Raw genomic sequence first — 17,878 nt, forward strand, 5'->3', positions numbered from 1 at the left:
AAGGGTTGAATCACAAAAGTAAGGCGGAGATGAATAGATTCGGAAAAGATTGTCACCACAGAATGTCAGATCGCTCACTGTTTATCGATAAAAAACACAAATAATGAAATTAAATTACAGAAGTATTTTTTAATAAAGAAGCTTGACCTGATCTATACAAAACTATTTACTAATATTTCATTATGAAACAAAAAACAAAGTAATTACGATGCAGTGTTCACGTCCATACCCCTTAGGGGCGACAACCGATAGCCAAGGATGCAATTTTTCAATTTATGCTCCTGACGCAGAAGATATTAAGCTCGCCCTATTTGAAAAAAGTGGCGAGTTCAAAACCTACCCGTTGGACAATGAGTACGCGGGCATCAGATTCACTCACATTGCCGGCATAACGATAGGCCAACGCTATGGTTATATTATTGAGGTCAAAAACAAGGCCCACTTCATCTCTGATCCTTACGCTAAAGCAATCGACAAACCACTGCATTATCAAGTTCCCTACAATAGCGATAAAAGTTTCCAACTTGCTAAGTGTGTCGTCGTTGACGATGCTTTCGATTGGCAAGGAATAACGCCGCCAAATCGCCCACGAGAAGAAATGGTGTTATTCGAAACCCATGTCAAAGGGGTAACGAAACTCAATCCAAGTGTTAGTCCTAGTCATCAAGGTTGTTACCTCGGGCTTATCAGCTCTGAAATGTTGGCATTCTATAAACAGCAAAACATTAATACCCTACAACTTTTGCCTATTGCTGCCTGTATGCACGAACCACACTTACTCAAAATGAATAAGGTCAACTACTGGGGCTACAATCCCTACTTATTTATGGTTCCCGACCCTCGTTATGCTAAAAAAGACGCCGTCCTTGAGCTCAAAACAGCGATTCGCGAGCTGCATCGCAACGGCATTGAGGTGATTTTAGACGTAGTCTATAACCATACTGCTGAGGGCGGCGCTGATGGACCTGTGTTCAATTTAAAAGCATTAGACAAGCATTACTACATTAAGCAAGGAGAGCATTTCGCTAACTACACAGGGTGTGGCAACACCGTTGATCTTTCGTATCAACCTGCGCTTAACCTTGTGATGGACACGCTACGTTACTGGGTAAGCGAATATCAGATCGATGGTTTTCGTTTCGACTTGGCGGCGACACTGGGCCGTCAAGGTGAGCAATTCAGCCCAGATGCGGGGTTCTTTAAAGCAGTAGGTCAAGACCCTATCCTCAAACAGGTTAAATTGATTGCCGAACCTTGGGATATTGGCCCTAATGGTTACCAAGTAGGTAACTTCCCACTGGGTTGGAATGAATGCAACGATCGCCTGCGCGATATTACCCGTAGCTTTTGGCGAGGTGATCATGGCTACCTGAAAGAGTTCGCGACACGTCTTATGGGCTCACGCGATCTCTACAGCGCAGCTAACTGGCCATACAAACTGACCGTCAATTACATTACCTATCATGATGGCTTCTGCATGCAAGATCTTGTGTCATACAAGCATAAACATAACGAAGCGAATGGCGAGCAAAACCGTGACGGTCACGGTGATAATCGCTCAGATAACTATGGCGTCGAAGGCCATAGTGAAAATCTTCTGATTGTTGAAAAACGAGAAAAGCAGAAGCGCAACTTTATGGCGAGTCTACTCTTCGCCTTTGGTATCCCTCATATTCTGACTGCGGATGTCTTGTCTCATAGTCAACAAGGTAACAACAATGCCTATTGCCAAGACAACGACATTAGCTGGCTAAATTGGCAATCTAGCGACAATAAACAGCGTTTTAAAGCGTGGCTTGCGGATATGGTTAAAGCGCGTCAAACGTATATGGTACCTTTCATTAAGGCATTCAGTGGCAAGCAACGTAATCAAAATCGCATTTATTGGCGCCGTCTGGATGGGCGTTTTATCGAACACGATGACTGGAACCAACTTAGCTCGCTTGCACTACACTTAGGCATTGGCGAAAAAGGTAATGAGCTGTTCTATTGCATCAACCAAACTAATGCTCCAGCGCGTTTTACCCTACCAGAAGCCGCTAACAGCTGGCTTATGATCTGCAACACCGACTCGCATGATGTGCACCAGAGTATTGATCACAAGCAAGTCTTAATTGCACCTAGCTCAATGGCCATTTTCTTTACCCAAGGCGTTTAAGTCACACAAGCAGATGAGTGGCCTATCAACTAAACTGATCGGCCATAATCTTTGCCATGGGTTACCGTTTACCGTAACGTGCCATCGCTGCTTGCTCTTTCGGCACCACCGTTTTGCCAATTGGCGCTAATGAAATCAGCGCGAGTTTCAGGTGCTGCAACGCGAAAGGAATACCGATAATGGTAATAAAACACGCCACCGCCGACATAATATGACCAATGGCGAGCCAAATTCCCGCGAGCAAAAACCAAATAATGTTACCAATCGTTCCTAGTGGACTGGTCCCTATATCTAATTCATCGGTTAATTCGTTGCGACTAACCGCTTCTTGACCGAATGGGAAAAACGAAAAGTTTCCCATCACAAAACACGCACGTCCCCATGGAATCCCAATGATACTAATAAAGGCCAACAGTCCGAAAAACCACCACATCAGCCCCATAATAATGCCGCCACATAGGAACCAAATAATATTACCTAATACTCTTAGCACTGCGTTTTTCCTCGCTAATTAACTATAAACCGATTGATATTGGGGCGATTGCCAAACGCCTAGCTCATTCCTTGCCATACCGCAGTACCGCCACTGATTGAACATAGCAACAGAGCAGCGATACGAATTTGTTGTTTGGGCAAAGTTTGTGTCGTTGCTCGCGCTAACTTATAACCAAGCCATGCAGCCGGGATGAGTGGTACAGAGATCCATAAGTGGTGCAAGGTCAGAAAACCGGCAGGAATTTGGATAATAAGCGAAATAATCGAACTAAAGACAAAAAAAGCCGACAGATTACCTCGCAGCTGGTTGGCTTCTTGATGTTGCAGCAGCAGTGCCATTGGTGGGCCTCCAATCGCCGAACTGGTACCAAAAAAGCCCGAGAAAAAGCCAGCTACGCCCATTCTTGTTGGCGTAGGCTCAATGCGAAACGGCAATAAACTCACTACCACGGCAAGCAGCACGAGAAATCCAAGCCATAGGGCAAGTAAATCGGTCGATACCATCACCAATAGCACGCCACCAGCTATCGAGCCTGGCACTCGGCCAATCAATGCCATCTTCAATCCACCGATTTCAACACTATCACGATGCTTCAACGCGTTAAGTATTGAAATAAATAACGCCACTAAACAGATAGGCGCAGGCACATAGTCCGGCGAGATCAAAAACAACAGCGGCGCGGCAACAATGGCCAAACCAAAACCAATCGCGGTTTGAACAAAAGAGCCCAAAAAAATCAGCAACGCGGCAATCATTGCCTCTGGTGTTATCCACTCGGCGAGCATATAAACCCTTTAATTCAAAGGAAAATGAACACCTATCATAGTCCAATTGAACATCTAATCAACCGCGATTATCCACCATGTAACCAATTTATCTATAAGTGATTTAAGTGATTCAGATAGCCTTGCGCCGTCTCTAACACCGCTTGTTGTGCGTCAGAGTCCATGTTATCCCAAGAACGATAAATCACACCGATACGAGGGTTGGAGGCTAACGTATCACGATGTTTGACCATAAATCGCCAATACAAGCTGTTCATCGGACAAGAACGCTCACCACTTTTACTCTTAATCTGATAATGACAGCTCTTGCAGTAGTCACTCATACGATTGATATACGCACCACTGGCCGCATAAGGCTTGGTACCGACCACACCGCCGTCGGCAAATAGCGCCATTCCACGAGTGTTGGGCATTTCCACCCACTCAATCGCATCAATATAGATACCTAAATACCAAGCATCGACCTGACTCGGTTCAATTTCGCTGATTAAACAGAAATTCCCCGTTACCATTAAGCGCTGTATATGATGCGCGTACGCATAATCCAACGATTGACCTATCGCTTGACTCAAACAGGCCATTTTGGTTTTGCCATTCCAGAAGTAGTCAGGAAGGTGGTTTTGTGCCTTAAGATGATTTTTATGCGCATACTCTGGCATGTTGATCCAATAGACACCACGAACATATTCACGCCAACCGATGATTTGTCGGATAAAACCTTCTACCTGAGCGATATCAATGTCAGGGTTTTTGGCATAAGCCGACAACGCCGCCTCAACGACCTCAAGCGGGCTTAACATTTTACTGTTGAGCGAGAATGACAGTCGACTGTGGTATAAGCTCCACTTCGCCGAATGCTGCGTGGTCATCGCATCTTGAAAACGACCAAACAGAGGCAAGCAAACCTGACAAAAATGCGCCAACAGTGACAAACTTTGATTGCGGTTAACGGGCCAAAGTAACGTCGGTCCTATTTTGCCTAAGGTACTAATTTTGTGGCGTTCAATGCGCTCAAGTATTGCGTCGATAGGCACAGAAAACATCAGCGGTTCAGGAAGTTGCTCAATATCGGTTGGTTTGAGCTTATTTCGATTGTTGGCATCATAATTCCACTTTCCGCCCACCGGCTTTCCCTGATCCATTAAAATATCAAAGCGCTTACGCATCTTGCGATAAAAATGCTCCATCATCACATGTTTGCCTTTATTGAAATGCTCGCAAATCTCTGGGTAAGGCAATAAGAAATGCTCCGTTTCAACACGCTGTGATGCACATTGTTCTAGCTTGAGCGCCTCTAACTGTATAGAGAGGCGGTATTCATCGGGTCTTTGGTACTCAAACTTACTCGCGCCCGTTGTCGCGACATAATGACCAATCAAGTCACTGAGCGAGTCGAACGGCTTAGTTTCATCTAAGGTCAAATGCAGCACCTGATGGCCTTGCTCTTGCAACTGATAGGAAAACGTCTCCATCGCGGCAAAGAAAGCACATATTTTCTGGATATGATGGCGAGTGTAGTGCGCCTCTTGATCAAGCTCTGCAATAAGATAAAGCACTGAATCATCGACCTGAGCAAACCATGAATGGTTACTATTAAGCTGATCGCCCAAAATCAGTCGAATGGTATTAAATTGCACTATGGTGTCACTCCATGATTGTTGGTCTCAAGCCAGCGGGCAATAAATACCCCGTGTGGATCATACATCGCGGTTTGTTTTTCGAGATTAAATTGACGATTTGGATTGGTATCGGCGCCGACTCCCGCCAAATATTGCCAATTGCCCCAATTAGACGCGACATCGTAATCAATCAACTGAGTTTCAAAGTAAGCCGCACCATAACGCCAGTCTAATCCGAGCTCATGAATAAAGCAGCTGGCGACCAATTGGCGGCCACGGTTTGACATATATCCGGTTTGGCTAAGCTGGCGCATACAGGCATCAACAATGGCATACCCTGTTCGGCCTTGAACCCAAGCGTCAAAGCGTGCCTGATTAAAATGCTTGCTTACTGCCGCTGTTTTTAAACCCGAGTGAACAAACAGTCGTTGCCCCTGTTTTATCGCGTACCAATAAAAAAACTCTCGCCACAGCAGCTCAAAATAGATCCAATAGGTCGAGTCATTAGCGCCATGCTGAGCTTGATAACTTAAGAGCTGACGCATTATCTGCCTTGGTGATACACACCCGAGCGCAAGCCAAGCAGAGAATTTGGTCGAGTAATCTTTGCCCTCCAAACCGTTGCGAGTTAGTTTGTACTGACTTGCATTGTGAGTTGCAAAATAGTCTCGGCAATGCTGCAGCCCTGCTGTTGAACCGCCAGTCAACCATTGCTCGTTGGTCGAGTATTTAACTGGAGCTAGGCTGGCAAAAGGAAGCTCAATCGCTTGCGGCAGTGAACTCACGCTGGCACAAGCAAGTAACTCAAGCGACTCAACGCGCTTGCGAAACTGCGTGAATGTATTCGGCAATTTGTCGAGATCAAAAGGCAGTTGCTCTGCATGGAACAGGCTGCTGACATTTTCTTGCCTGACTTTGAGTAACGGGAAAGTTTGCTGCAAAGCTTGTACGCAACGCTGCTCATTGTAACCACTATGTCGATTGCAATAGAGATGAGTGACCTTCGCGGAGCTGACAAGCTCATGCAGAGCATCAAAAGGGTCCTCGTTTAACATCATTAGCTGTTGGTCGAATTGAGATAGCTGGAAAGCAAGATCGTGTAATGACTGATCAATAAATCGTTGTTTCTCAGTGCCAAACTGAGTTTGCTGTGAAAATTGCGCCAAAAAAGGGCTAATCGCAGCAGGGCAATAGACGCAAATCAACGCATCCACTTCTTTTGCGGCGAGCGCTAGCAAATTGTTGTCTTCAACTCTTAGGTCATGACTGAACCAATAAAGCCCGATCGTTTGCTGCAACATTTTCTCTCCTGTAAAACAATCAGCGAGGCCTAGGTTGCCTCGCTGAGTTTATACGTAACGACAAGCGTATAGAGTTTAGTTGAGCAAGTTAATTACGCCGTTTGGTCGGTGTATCGCCGCAGCAATATCGCAAACAATTTGGTGAGATGAATTAACCTTGACTAGAGGATTACTCTTTATCGAAGCTATCAACCACTATCGCGCCCATAGACGCGGGCATGGCGATGACAATCACTCGCTTTAACGATGTCACGGGATCATCAACCAAGGGAAGTTTGTCGATACACACTAATACCAACGCCACCACAAACGCCGCCATGACATAAGCCGAGACGATCCGCAAAACAAACACGCCTTTGCGGTGTTGAATATCGCGTTGAAAGACACTCTCATAAGTAAACAAAGTCAAAAATGTCAGTGACAAGGTCATTAACATTAATAAGTTACTGGTTGGCAGCGTCTCTCCCAGTCGCCACGCTTCTTCCGAAAAAGAGATCGGTACCGCCAGCGCAAAAGCGCCGACAAAAATTTGCCCAGCATCTTCAAAATTAAAGCTCAATTTCATGACGATCTCTTTACACAGTCGTTTAACCAGCCAACTGTTTCGGGCAATTCCGCCTGAATATCCTGAGGCATAATTTTCACCTTCAACCAACCAACACCATAGACAGCAGGATAGACCATAACAGTCGGATATGTAACGTCTTGTAGATCATAGCGCTACGCTATACACAAAATAGATTGCCTTTATATTCAGCTCGTTATTTTATTATGAAATTAATCGAACAACTAAAGAGCCTGGAGCGCGCACCGATTCGACGTTATGACTGATAACCGTGCCATTGGATGGCGCAAAGTAGCTATAGATTTCATCACCAAAGCTATTGTATTGCGTTGCAAGTTGCTGCCCCTGCTCAACTCGCTCTAGCAACGCAACATGACACAGAACAAAGCCTCCTTGCTGGGCCCGAATGCTGGTAATCTGGCTGCCTTCAATGCAAGCATTGTTATTCTCAGTGACCTGACCTTCAAGCAATTCATACGCGCGCAATACATTGATTACCCCTTGTGTGGCACGCTCGACCATGGTCAGGTCAGTGTAGCGCCCTACTCCGACTTCAATCGTGATCGATGGAATCTGCGATCGGTTGTAGACGGTTTCCAAAATGCCCGGATCGCCAGGATCGTTAAGAATGACATCTGGGTTAATTAGCCTCGCCATACGCAAGGCATCTGCAAGTCGATAATCAGCAAACGCATAAAGCGGGTACGCACTGCCACTGGTCTGTGAGTGAAGATCAATCGCCAAATCGGCATTAGGCTTGAGTAAGTTCTCCCATAAGCTATGCGCGTAGCGACTGGCATCATCACCATTGGGGTTACCAGGAAACAAACGATTTAGGTTAGACGAAGAGCTATCAGGCGCTGCAGAGTGAAAGTCGCGACTATGGCGCGCGATACCCGATAAGTTAACCGCTGGCACGATAGTGATACAACCACTTATGGTTTGTCCTTCGAGCTCACGCGCAACTTGATGCGCGGTGAGAATACCGTTTTGCTCATCACCATGGACACCCGCCGTAATTACAATCCGCTTACCAGGTGTTACGCCTTTAAACACTCGAACAGGCAAGGCTTGTGGATGGCCTATCGCATCGGTCGCAACGGCAAACCAAAACTTATGCTCACCTGGTTCAAGCGCGTTGACGTCCAGCGCTTGCAAGGTCGGGTACATGGGAACAATTGATTGATTTAACGGCTTAGTCATTTTCATCCTCACAGCCAAAAGGCGGGTATCCATCACCCGCCTTAGGTTACTCTACTTGCTACTCTAATATGGAACGCCCAGTTTGAGTAGCCTTGAGAGGTTGAAAATGCTGACCACTTAGCTTTCTTTGGTTGATGTCACAACAACACTAAATAGAATCAGTCCTCCACCAATCAACTGCATAACACCGAGCGACTCTTGTAACCAGATCATGGCAAACAAAGCGCCAAACAGTGGTTCACTGCCCATCAACAACGACACGCGCGTGGGTGAGGTACGTCGTACGGCGTAGTTTTGAACATAAAACGCAAACAGTGTGCAAAATACCACCAAATAGGCCAGCGTCATCCAAAACTCACTACTGGTTGGAATCACTATCTGTGACGCGGGCAAATAAATCAAAGCACAGCTGATCGCAACAAGCGCGACCACCAAAGATTGCAATGAGGTCAGTGTGGTCGTAGTGATCGCCTTCCCTTCAGTAAAACGCTTGGTTAATGTCACCATTAAAGCGCGCAATAAGGCAGCGGCGAGAATAAAGTAGTCACCGCTGTTCAAAGATAATTCAATGTTTTGATTACTGGTCAGCAGCAGCACACCAACCACACTGCATACGGTGAGTAACCATAAGGTATTACTGACGCGCTTTTTGTTAATAATCAACTCGGCAAAAGCGGTTAAGATAACCGATAAGCTGATTAAAAACGCCGCATTGGATGCAGAGGTCTGCGAGACCCCAAACACTTCGCAGAAAAAAATCGCCGATAGAATAAAGCCGGTCGGTATGGCAATCTTCCAGTCTTTGTTGAGTCCTCGGCGAAAGTCTCGAATCACCACAGGTAGCATACATAAAAAAGTGATTGAGAAACGAATCGAAATGAATACCAGCACGCTAGTATAAACCAGGGCACTTTTGGTTAGACCATAACTGGTACCCCAGAATATCGCCACTAACAACAATAGTGATTCGGTTAATGGAAACCTAAAACTTCCTTTTTTTAATTGACCCGCAGCCGTTGTCATCCTATTCCTCCATTTTTGTAAAAGCGATCACGAGTACATCCCTGTACGCGCACTTATCTAAGCAAACTGGCGTGATCGGCGACACTTCATGCATGGTGGCAAGGTCATCGGACATCACAATATCGAAGCTCTTATCTAAGGTCAGACGCTCCAATACGTTTTTGTTGTCATCAGTAATCACCGTTTCTCCACCCGTGATATTGGTGCGGTTAATCATCAATGAAGCAATATAAGTAACGCCATCACGGTGCAACCCTTCTGGAGTCGGCTTGCCGACACTATGGCCATCAGTAATAATTCGATATGGATGTAAACGGATATTCCAGTTGGTTGCTTGTCCTTGCGCCCCATCGTAAACATCACTCATCATCAGCAATAGTTTTTCCAAAATTGGTGACATGATGAATCGGTCAGTCAAAGGTTCAAAATGGCGTTTCACATCGCCATTTAGTGGATTAACCGCCGCGGGCTGAACGTAAGCTTGATGAGGTAGCATCACCAACTGCTGGCTATGTTTGCCCTTATTAAACTGGCCGTAACGTCGATAGCGATAAGTGCCTCCATCGGCCATATACTGGTCACGCTCAAGGTTATGCCAACAGCTTTTAAACCGCACCACTTCATCAACATTGGTCGCGAGCATGCTGGTCATCTGTTTGCCACTGACAAACACATAGCGATTTTGATTGAGCAAGTTAGCAATGACCGAGGCGTGTCGTTCTCTGGGCTTCTTAACGATATCCATTCGACGTTGCCTCCGAGTTACAGCTGCGGCTGACAGCAGGAGAAGGAATCACTAAGGTGCGCTGACTGCGTAACTTAGCCGTGTCCACTTCCCAGCGGTCTCTATCACGCAAGTACTTAGCCTTATCAGCGACAATAGCGGTCGCCAACGCGTTTCCGCGCGATAGTTTGAAGAGAACACTGCCAGAGATAGACTCGGCAGTGTGAGCGATGAACGCATAGCTTGCACACTGTAGAGTGCTTCCCCAACGACCTTCTACGGCCTCTTGAGTCCACATTTCGTTTTGCATAGCTTTAGCTTTGAGTACATCTGTGGGTAACGTTGCTGTTTCTAGCAACTTATATGCTTTCATGAGGATAAGAGCAGCGGGTGCTTCGCGCACCTCTAATACTTTCTCATCGTCATCTAAATGGTCGAAACCGATGTAACGACCTATTTCATACGCGCCAACGTGGTTGTTAATGAAAGCAATCATTTCCCTAAGGTTTATCGGCAAATCATTAATCGTTACCGGATACCCCTTACGAAATCCTATTTTAATTTGATGTTTATCGAGTTGCTGCTGTGGCTGCCACTGCGACCACGAGAACAGCGACTCAGAAAGTGTAAAACCTTCAGGGTCATCAAGAACACCTGACTCAAACTCGCGGCACCAAAGATTCGCATCGCCACTGACCGAACGAGATTTAAATCCCACCAGGCCAGAGTGAAACAACGCGTTTGCTTTATCTTCTCGGCTCAATGCGGAATACTCATAGGGTGAGCCGTAGTAACCTTGATAGCCACTTGCCTCAATCGCACCATTAAGGCGTCGAAGGCTGTTTTGCGATTGATTAGCGGTGTGAATAATGGCATCGCACTGGAGTTGCTGCGCCACTTCGATCGCTTTACTGATGATAATTGGCCGAGATAATGAAGAACTGACCGGATAATCGCCCAAATAAAGCGCTTGGGCCTGAATCGCAGAGACGATGCTGTGCTCAACAAATTCTTGCTGGGCATCAATGATCTGCAAATCGACGCCATAATGGTTGGTGATCAGTTCTAGGTTTTCGCGATCAATACCATCGCCGAGATCAACCACTAACGCGGTAACCTTCGCATCGATCTCTTTTAATACTTCAAGTAGGTAACTGCTGTCTAATCCCCCACTAAAAAGTGTCAATACATGCTTCACTGCAGGTGAGATCGCTTGAATATCTTCGATACTTCTTATTTTTTTCACGATGTCCTTTCCACTCATCTTGTCATTCATTGACTTATTTAGTATCCATAAGTAACTTAATTGAAACAATATAGCCATTTCGCAAAGGATTTTTGCACCATGGACACAAATAAGCTTATTCCATTACTTTCTGAGATGGCGATCTTCGTTAATGTGGTTGAATCGGGGAGTTTTTCTAGCACGGCACAAAAGCTTGGTGTCTCCCCCTCTTCCGTTAGCCGTTCAGTGACGCGATTAGAAAATGCTTTGCAGGAAAGATTACTTGAACGGACGACACGCAAGATGCGTTTAAGCTCAACAGGGCAAGAAGTTTACGCCTTATGTAGCGATATGATGAATTCGGCTAAACTTGCGGTATCGGCCGCCCAGGTCGATAAAAGTGAGGTCTCTGGTACGCTCAGAATCGCGGCGCCCAAAGCACTTTCTCGTCAAGTCCTAATGCCCATGGTGCTCGACTTTATTGAGCTTTACCCTTATGTTGCCCTCCAGTTAAAAGTCGCTGACCATTACATTGACCCCATTGGTGACGAAGTTGATGTTATTATCCATATCACTGATAAACCCACCGAGGGATTGATTGCCAAACCGTTAGCCAATTGCCGCTTGGTTATGTGCGCAAGTCCTGAATATCTTGAACAACACGGCACACCAATTCATCCGGAAGATATCGCCAACCACAACTGTTTGTGCTTGGGGGAGAACCCACGCGACCGCATATGGGACTTTACTAATAACCTTAAAAAAGTCTCAATCAATGTCAAAGGTTCTTTTACCGTTAACCATAGCGAAATCCGCCGTGAAGCCGTGATTCGTCATACTGGCATATCGGTTTTCCCCGAATTTGCTATTCAGTCGTATATCGAGTCAGGTCAAGTGATTGAAATATTGCCAGACTGGCATGTGGGTGGGAACTATCAGGGCAATATTGTCGCGCAATATGCCCAGTCTAAGTTCATTCCGGGACAGATCAAAACCTTTGTCGAATATTTACAACAGCGATTTAGCCAATAGACCAAACGCGCTAAGCGAAAGCAGTTAGCTCGCCGATTGCGCCTCAAGTTGCTTAACTAAACGATCCACAGCCCGCCAGCCTAACATTCATCACATAATAATTATCTAAAACAGTGCTTTAACAAAAATTCGAATGTCGTTATGGTGTATCAATGTTCAATCAGTCGTTAAGTTAAGGCAATAATATGGAAATAATAATACGTCCGACTCAAGTTAGTGATGCCGCTGCATTATGTGATATCTATTCACAACCGCAAGCACAACGAGAAACGCTGCAACTGCCGAAACCTTCAGTGGTCATGTGGACGAAACGACTGGAAAGCATGCCTCAAGGCGTTTACAGCTTTGTTGCAGAGATAGATGGACGAGTGGTGGGAAATATTGGCTTTGAACATTCTCAACGACCTCGCACCGCCCATTGTGCTAGCTTTGGTTTGGGTGTTCATGATGACTTTCATGGTCGAGGAGTAGCCAGTAAGCTGATTGAGACCGTGCTCGATTTGGCCGATAACTGGCTGCAAATTAAACGAGTCCAAATCGAAGTGAACAGCGACAACGAAAAAGCGATAGCCTGCTACAAAAAGTTTGGCTTTAAAATCGAAGGCGAAGCCAAATGGGGATCATTTCGTGATGGTCAATTGATTAACACCTATTACATGGCGAGGATTCAGGCTTAGTGCTCAGTCAACCTATTTCGTTACGATAAGGCGTACTTAGCGGTACGCCTTAAGTGTTTCTAGCGCTTGAGCAGTGAGCGCTTCGGTGTAAGCATTAATCTTCCAATGGTCCGGACTCCATCCTTTAACGAAGCGTTGAAAATCGGCCCAAGCGATAGCAAATAATGGCCGCCAAGCCTGCTCTACCCTTTGTGCACAGAGTTGAGGCTGACTGTCACTGAGCGCAAGTTGCAAATGCGCAAAATATTCGTCGAGCAACTCACTTTCCATCTGCGCGCACAACTCAGGTTCAACGGCACTACTGATAAACAGCGCAACATCTTTCATCGCACATCCGCGCCCGACATATTGAAAATCGACCGCCGCCGCTTGGTTTCCATCTGGCGTAAAACAGAAATTAGCCAGCTTAGCATCACCATGAACTAAGGTTGGGTATGGCGCTTGCGTTAATACACGATCGATCGTGTGTGCGTGCTGCTTTAACTGCATATCTTGCAGGGCATCAAATTCATCTGGCCGGGTCGCAAGGTGCCAATAGCACCCTACAGGCCATAAATCTTTACCTTGATCCCCAATGTATTGTGCATGAAATTGAGCGAGCCAACGCAAACATGCGGTAATGTGTTGTCGTTTGGCAGTGCTTACCATCTCGCTATACCCCACCGACTTAAGGTCTTCCATCACGAGTAGATACTCTTGCCCATCCGTCTGAGCGAGCAGTTTTTTCGGCACTCGCGCGTTGGTGTGCTCGGCCTGATGGTGATACCAGCTCAGCTCTACTTGATAGGATTTCAGTTTACGTTGGTGAGAAAGTTGAGTATTCCAACCTCGAGGGTGAGTATGTTGCTGGGGCAGCTGGACATGTTTTACTACAATACTGGTGCTGTCAACATAAAGCCGAACAAGCTCACCGTAGCCACCCCACAATACCTGTAACCGCTGACTAGAGTGAAGCGTCGTGAATCCGAGTGCTTCAATAATGGGCTTATATCGATTCAATGTCATTACACTTGTAGATGTGACCACTGCGGGTTACGAGACATATAATGCACCACATAGCTGCAGATAGGCTGTACTTTCATACCAAGTTGCTCGATTTCAGGCAAAACCGCTTCCATCATCACCTTGCCAAACCCACGGCCTTGGAGTGCTTCAGGGATCTTAGTGGTGGTCATTATATAGACGTTGTCTTTCTCGATAAAAGTCACTGTCGCATAATGCTCACCTTCTAAGTGAACTCGAAATTGATGCTTTTCTTGGTCAAGAATTATCATATGCGACATATTGACTCCCAAAAATGATAGATAGGTCAAAATTATTAGGTAAATTGATGTTTGAACAATAACAAATCCAAACATAAACTTGGAGGACTCCGAGGTGTGTTTTTATAATCGCATACGGACACACTTTTTGACCCATCGACAAAACAATAACATGATGGGAGCACCGGAGGCTAGATGAATACCCGAGCGGAAGCGAAAAACGATCAACAGCAAAGTGAACGCAATGTCTCGGTTCTCAACAGCACAGATGCACTAGCAATGATCGAGCATGGTGGAGAACTCACGATTGGTATTTCGACACCTGTTGGCACGACATTTCGCTGCAAAACCTCATTTATTGGCACTCACTCGCAAAATGTTGTTTTAGCCGAGTTACCAAAAATTTCCGAAGACGATCTTGAGTTCTTTTTCCAAGAAGGTTTTTGGGCAACAATACGAGCCATTTCTCCTCGCGGTGAAGGCGCTGTGATCCACTTTCGCAGCCAATTACAACACGTCCTTAGGGCTCCGGTTGCGATGGTCGCACTGTCTGTTCCCCAAACGATGCAAGTCACCCAACTGCGTAAAGAACCTAGGTTTGATATTAACTTATCGGCAAAAGTAACGGCAGAGAGTCATCGACTTGAATGTGAAATACGTGATCTATCAAAAGGAGGCTGTCGTTTCATCACAGCGCCTCTTAGCCGACCGTTCCAAGTGGGTGAGGAGATAGCATTGCAAGTTGAGCTAAATACATTACAAGGCACACAATTCGAACCTTTATTTGGCAAGGTGTGTAACTTACAACGTTCGATGCATTATGCCCGCTACGGAGTGGCATTTACCGATCTAGGCAAAAATAACGCCAAAGTCTTGTTAGGCCATCTTAAATTTAACGGCACCAAACTTACACTCAGGTAGTCTCGCTGATAAATACTCGAACCGACAAAAAAAACGCCCTCTAATGTAGGGCGTTTTGCTTGAGTTAACCGATAAACGAGATATACCCCTGAAGAATAATCAGGTTAACGATATCAATGAAGAACGCTCCCACAATCGGCACCACCATAAAGGCTTGTGGAGAGGGGCCAAATTTATTGACCAATGAGCCCATATTCATCACCGCTGTCGGTGTCGCTCCTAAACCGAAACCACAATGGCCCCCGGCAATAACCGCGGCATCATAATTTGATCCCATCACTTTAAACGTCACGAAATAAGCAAATATGCCTAACACCACTGATTGCACGGCTAGAATGATCAAGAACGGAATCGCTAAATCGAAGATATTCCATAGTTTCAAACTCATTAACGCCATCGCAAGAAATAACGAAAGAGACACAGTACCAAGAATATCAACCGTCTCAGCGTCCACTTTATGCACCTTGGTCACTTCAAGAATATTGGTGATAAACACACCGATAAACAGCGCATAAACAAAATCTGGGATCATTAACCAGCTAACCTCAAAGCCACTCACCCACATTTCAAGATACTTAGCGCCGGTAACACAGAGTAGAAGAATGAACAGTATTTCGATAACCTTTTTCGCGGTGACCTTATCTTCCTCATATTCGTTATATGTGACAAGCTCAGGAAAACGTTGGTGAGTATTAACCCCAGTGCCGTATTCAGACTCGAAACCATTATTATTGATCAATTTTTGTGCGACAGGACTACCGATGATACCACCAATGATCAAGCCAAAAGTGGCCGATGCCATCGCAATTTCGAGCGTATTCGATAAACCAAAGCTCTCATTAAATGTTTGTGCCCAAGCCGCGCCTGTACCATGACCACCTGACAGTGTAATCGACCCCGCAATCAATCCCATCAGAGGATCGAGCCCGAGAGCTGTGGCCAGTGTCACTCCAACTCCGTTTTGAATAATGATATAGAAGGAAGCAACCGCTAAGAAGATAAAAACTTTAGCGCCACCTTTCACCAACTGGGTATAGTTGGCAGCCAAACCGACCGTAGCAAAAAACATCAGCATAAAGATTTTTTGCAGTGGTAATGAAAACTCGAGATCAATGCCATTAAAGTGCACAAGAGTGATAATAAATGCGACAATAAGGCCGCCGACGATTGGTTCAGGAATATTGAACTTTTTAAGAATCGGGAGTTTTAAGTTAACGAAGTGACCTAAGAACAACACGCTGATAGCAATTAAGAATGATTCTAGTGGTCCCACTGAAATTATCTGATTCATATAACCTCTTATTAGTTACGCACTCATCGTCCTTAATGAGTTGAAAGCTCAACAGCTCTACTGAGCATTGCTCATAAACTGGTTTTTCTATTGAAATGTATCCTTTATACAAACAACGTTGAGATGTTCGTTTCAACAGGTGAGCCGTGCCCTTAATCAAGCAGGCTGCGAAGAATAAAGCGGACATTATTAGTAAAAACACAACAAAATGTCGAGTATAGAATTTAAAAGTCGCGAAATTGTAGCGAAACAGGGATGTCGTTAGCGTTTTTCACACACTCAGGCTACAACGACGTTACACTGTTGAGACAAAAAAATAGCCAACCGCAAAATTGCGACTGGCTTATATATAGTGTGAACAAAAACATTCACTAACAACGTCAGTTGGCTAGGTGACCCTCGGCTTAAGAAGGGTCAAACTAATTAATGCAGGTTGCGTGCCAACTATAAAAAGTAGGGTTTCTTAGTCTTGTGCCGCATTATTAGGTCAAAAAACCGTATCAAAATGCAATATGAAAATTGCATTTTGCAAACTTTCGCAAAAGCATATTAAACCAGACTCTTATAAACAGTTTTATCAACGTTGATTTTCCATACATTTTCAAACTCAGAATCGATATACTCAACCCACTTATTTTAACGACTCAGTCATCATGAACTATTTTTCTACGTTTCTTAAAGGTATGGCCATGGGAGCGGCGGATGTCGTCCCTGGCGTTTCTGGCGGTACTATCGCCTTTATTACCGGTATTTATGATACTTTGCTGGAAAGTATTCGTCGCATTAACCCCAATGTCATTGGCATCTGGAAGCGCGAAGGATTTAAAGCCGCATTCAATCACATCAATGGTAGATTCTTACTCGCGCTCTTTGCTGGAGTGTTTACCAGCATTGCGACACTGGCCAAGCTGATTTCTTGGTTACTCGTGACCCACCCTATCCCGTTGTGGTCATTCTTTTTTGGTTTGATCCTTGTTTCTGTGTTTCACATGCTCAAGCAGATTGAACAAAGAAGCATTAACAGCGCGGTGATGCTGCTGCTGGGTATCGCGTTCGCTTATAGCATTACGATTCTCAATCCGCTCCAACTTGAACCAACCAGTCTCAATGTTCTATTCGCCGGAGGCATTGCTATTTGCGCCATGATTTTACCTGGTATCTCGGGCAGTTTTATCTTACTGCTAATCGGCATGTATACGCCTGTGCTCGGCGCAGTGAAATCGCTTGATATTACAATTTTGGCACTGTTTCTCTGCGGTTGTGTGATCGGCCTACTGAGCTTTTCTCATGTGCTATCTTGGTTACTGAGACGCTTTCGCGACCTGACATTAGTGTTTTTAACTGGCTTGATGTTAGGTACATTACCGAAAATTTGGCCTTGGAAAGAAACCATCAGTTGGCGTATCAACTCGAAAGGGGAACAAGTGCCACTAGTGGAACACAATCTAACCCCATTTGATTTTGAAGCTATCACCTCGCAGTCTTCACAGTTAGGTTTAGCGATTGTGTGTATGTTGTGTGCGATAGGCTTAGTTCTTGGGCTGGAAAAGTATGCCGAGCGTCATGACGTCTAATCCCTGGTTAGTTTGATAAAGC

Annotated in this window: 17 protein-coding genes; 5 read left to right on the forward strand and 12 right to left on the reverse strand. The window is 45.3% G+C overall.

Annotated features, from left to right (window positions below):
* Positions 1-208 precede the first annotated feature (208 nt).
* Positions 209-2,158, forward strand: coding sequence for a glycogen debranching protein GlgX (glgX, locus tag CDZ87_RS00255; RefSeq protein WP_100751640.1), 1,950 nt, complete (start codon positions 209-211; stop codon positions 2,156-2,158).
* Positions 2,159-2,219: 61 nt separating this feature from the next.
* Here glgX and CDZ87_RS00260 read toward each other — a convergent pair whose 3' ends face one another.
* The 9 genes from CDZ87_RS00260 to CDZ87_RS00300 all read right to left on the reverse strand — a co-directional run bounded on the left by CDZ87_RS00260 (position 2,220) and on the right by CDZ87_RS00300 (position 11,120).
* On the reverse strand, positions 2,220-2,651 hold the full coding sequence (locus CDZ87_RS00260) for a YccF domain-containing protein (protein WP_100751641.1): 432 nt from the start codon (positions 2,649-2,651) through the stop codon (positions 2,220-2,222).
* Positions 2,652-2,710: 59 nt separating this feature from the next.
* Positions 2,711-3,439 (reverse strand): sulfite exporter TauE/SafE family protein, encoded by a 729-nt coding sequence (locus tag CDZ87_RS00265; protein WP_100751642.1) that lies wholly within the window; start codon positions 3,437-3,439, stop codon positions 2,711-2,713.
* A 92-nt stretch (positions 3,440-3,531) separates the two neighbouring features.
* Positions 3,532-5,076, reverse strand: coding sequence for a cryptochrome/photolyase family protein (locus CDZ87_RS00270; RefSeq protein ID WP_100751643.1), 1,545 nt, complete (start codon positions 5,074-5,076; stop codon positions 3,532-3,534).
* Positions 5,076-6,359, reverse strand: coding sequence for a DASH family cryptochrome (locus CDZ87_RS00275; RefSeq protein WP_100751644.1), 1,284 nt, complete (start codon positions 6,357-6,359; stop codon positions 5,076-5,078). The genes CDZ87_RS00270 and CDZ87_RS00275 overlap by 1 nt, the downstream gene beginning before the upstream one ends.
* 169 nt (positions 6,360-6,528) lie before the next feature.
* Positions 6,529-6,924, reverse strand: coding sequence for a DUF2391 family protein (locus CDZ87_RS00280; protein ID WP_038173517.1), 396 nt, complete (start codon positions 6,922-6,924; stop codon positions 6,529-6,531).
* Positions 6,925-7,128: 204 nt separating this feature from the next.
* A complete protein-coding gene (locus CDZ87_RS00285) occupies positions 7,129-8,127 on the reverse strand; it encodes a succinylglutamate desuccinylase/aspartoacylase family protein (RefSeq protein WP_100751846.1) in 999 nt (332 codons plus the stop codon).
* Positions 8,128-8,244: 117 nt separating this feature from the next.
* Positions 8,245-9,150 carry a DMT family transporter gene (locus CDZ87_RS00290; protein WP_100751645.1) on the reverse strand — a complete coding sequence of 302 codons (906 nt, stop codon included), beginning with the start codon at positions 9,148-9,150 and terminating at the stop codon, positions 8,245-8,247.
* A gap of 1 nt (position 9,151) precedes the next feature.
* The gene (locus CDZ87_RS00295; protein ID WP_100751646.1) at positions 9,152-9,895 is read right to left on the reverse strand and encodes a 2OG-Fe dioxygenase family protein; all 744 of its coding nucleotides are present in this window, start codon (positions 9,893-9,895) and stop codon (positions 9,152-9,154) included.
* Positions 9,882-11,120 (reverse strand): argininosuccinate synthase-related protein, encoded by a 1,239-nt coding sequence (locus tag CDZ87_RS00300; RefSeq protein ID WP_100751847.1) that lies wholly within the window; start codon positions 11,118-11,120, stop codon positions 9,882-9,884. The genes CDZ87_RS00295 and CDZ87_RS00300 overlap by 14 nt, the downstream gene beginning before the upstream one ends.
* A gap of 99 nt (positions 11,121-11,219) precedes the next feature.
* Between CDZ87_RS00300 and CDZ87_RS00305 the strand changes: the two genes are divergently transcribed.
* Both CDZ87_RS00305 and CDZ87_RS00310 read left to right on the forward strand, forming a co-directional pair.
* On the forward strand, positions 11,220-12,131 hold the full coding sequence (locus CDZ87_RS00305) for a LysR family transcriptional regulator (protein ID WP_100751647.1): 912 nt from the start codon (positions 11,220-11,222) through the stop codon (positions 12,129-12,131).
* 185 nt (positions 12,132-12,316) lie between these two features.
* A complete protein-coding gene (locus CDZ87_RS00310) occupies positions 12,317-12,808 on the forward strand; it encodes a GNAT family N-acetyltransferase (protein ID WP_100751648.1) in 492 nt (163 codons plus the stop codon).
* 36 nt (positions 12,809-12,844) lie between these two features.
* On the opposite strand, the gene CDZ87_RS00315 is transcribed toward CDZ87_RS00310, so the two are convergent.
* Complete coding sequence (locus CDZ87_RS00315) at positions 12,845-13,813, reverse strand: phosphotransferase (protein WP_100751649.1); 969 nt, start codon at positions 13,811-13,813, stop codon at positions 12,845-12,847.
* Entirely contained in the window at positions 13,813-14,091 is a 279-nt protein-coding gene (locus CDZ87_RS00320; protein ID WP_100751650.1) for a GNAT family N-acetyltransferase, read from the reverse strand. Before CDZ87_RS00320 ends, CDZ87_RS00315 begins: the two co-directional genes overlap by 1 nt.
* A gap of 174 nt (positions 14,092-14,265) precedes the next feature.
* Between CDZ87_RS00320 and CDZ87_RS00325 the strand changes: the two genes are divergently transcribed.
* Positions 14,266-14,991 (forward strand): flagellar brake protein, encoded by a 726-nt coding sequence (locus CDZ87_RS00325; RefSeq protein ID WP_100751651.1) that lies wholly within the window; start codon positions 14,266-14,268, stop codon positions 14,989-14,991.
* 64 nt (positions 14,992-15,055) lie between these two features.
* On the opposite strand, the gene gltS is transcribed toward CDZ87_RS00325, so the two are convergent.
* The gene (gltS, locus tag CDZ87_RS00330) at positions 15,056-16,282 is read right to left on the reverse strand and encodes a sodium/glutamate symporter (RefSeq protein WP_100751652.1); all 1,227 of its coding nucleotides are present in this window, start codon (positions 16,280-16,282) and stop codon (positions 15,056-15,058) included.
* A gap of 653 nt (positions 16,283-16,935) precedes the next feature.
* Here gltS and CDZ87_RS00335 point away from each other — a divergent pair.
* Positions 16,936-17,856 carry a polyprenyl-phosphate transporter gene (locus CDZ87_RS00335; protein ID WP_100751653.1) on the forward strand — a complete coding sequence of 307 codons (921 nt, stop codon included), beginning with the start codon at positions 16,936-16,938 and terminating at the stop codon, positions 17,854-17,856.
* Positions 17,857-17,878 lie beyond the last annotated feature (22 nt).

It is taken from the genome of Vibrio salilacus (assembly GCF_002811245.1).
GTDB classification, from domain to species: Bacteria; Pseudomonadota; Gammaproteobacteria; order Enterobacterales; family Vibrionaceae; genus Vibrio; species Vibrio salilacus.

Coding starts and splice junctions, on each gene's coding strand:
- CDZ87_RS00295 (WP_100751646.1), bottom strand. CDS start 9,895: ATGGATATCGTTAAGAAGCCCAGAGAACGACACGCCTCGGTCATTGCT.
- CDZ87_RS00285 (WP_100751846.1), bottom strand. CDS start 8,127: ATGACTAAGCCGTTAAATCAATCAATTGTTCCCATGTACCCGACCTTG.
- CDZ87_RS00275 (WP_100751644.1), bottom strand. CDS start 6,359: ATGTTGCAGCAAACGATCGGGCTTTATTGGTTCAGTCATGACCTAAGA.
- glgX (WP_100751640.1), top strand. CDS start 209: ATGCAGTGTTCACGTCCATACCCCTTAGGGGCGACAACCGATAGCCAA.
- CDZ87_RS00320 (WP_100751650.1), bottom strand. CDS start 14,091: ATGTCGCATATGATAATTCTTGACCAAGAAAAGCATCAATTTCGAGTT.
- CDZ87_RS00325 (WP_100751651.1), top strand. CDS start 14,266: ATGAATACCCGAGCGGAAGCGAAAAACGATCAACAGCAAAGTGAACGC.
- CDZ87_RS00290 (WP_100751645.1), bottom strand. CDS start 9,150: ATGACAACGGCTGCGGGTCAATTAAAAAAAGGAAGTTTTAGGTTTCCA.
- CDZ87_RS00305 (WP_100751647.1), top strand. CDS start 11,220: ATGGACACAAATAAGCTTATTCCATTACTTTCTGAGATGGCGATCTTC.
- CDZ87_RS00310 (WP_100751648.1), top strand. CDS start 12,317: ATGGAAATAATAATACGTCCGACTCAAGTTAGTGATGCCGCTGCATTA.
- gltS (WP_100751652.1), bottom strand. CDS start 16,282: ATGAATCAGATAATTTCAGTGGGACCACTAGAATCATTCTTAATTGCT.
- CDZ87_RS00280 (WP_038173517.1), bottom strand. CDS start 6,924: ATGAAATTGAGCTTTAATTTTGAAGATGCTGGGCAAATTTTTGTCGGC.
- CDZ87_RS00335 (WP_100751653.1), top strand. CDS start 16,936: ATGAACTATTTTTCTACGTTTCTTAAAGGTATGGCCATGGGAGCGGCG.
- CDZ87_RS00315 (WP_100751649.1), bottom strand. CDS start 13,813: ATGACATTGAATCGATATAAGCCCATTATTGAAGCACTCGGATTCACG.
- CDZ87_RS00265 (WP_100751642.1), bottom strand. CDS start 3,439: ATGCTCGCCGAGTGGATAACACCAGAGGCAATGATTGCCGCGTTGCTG.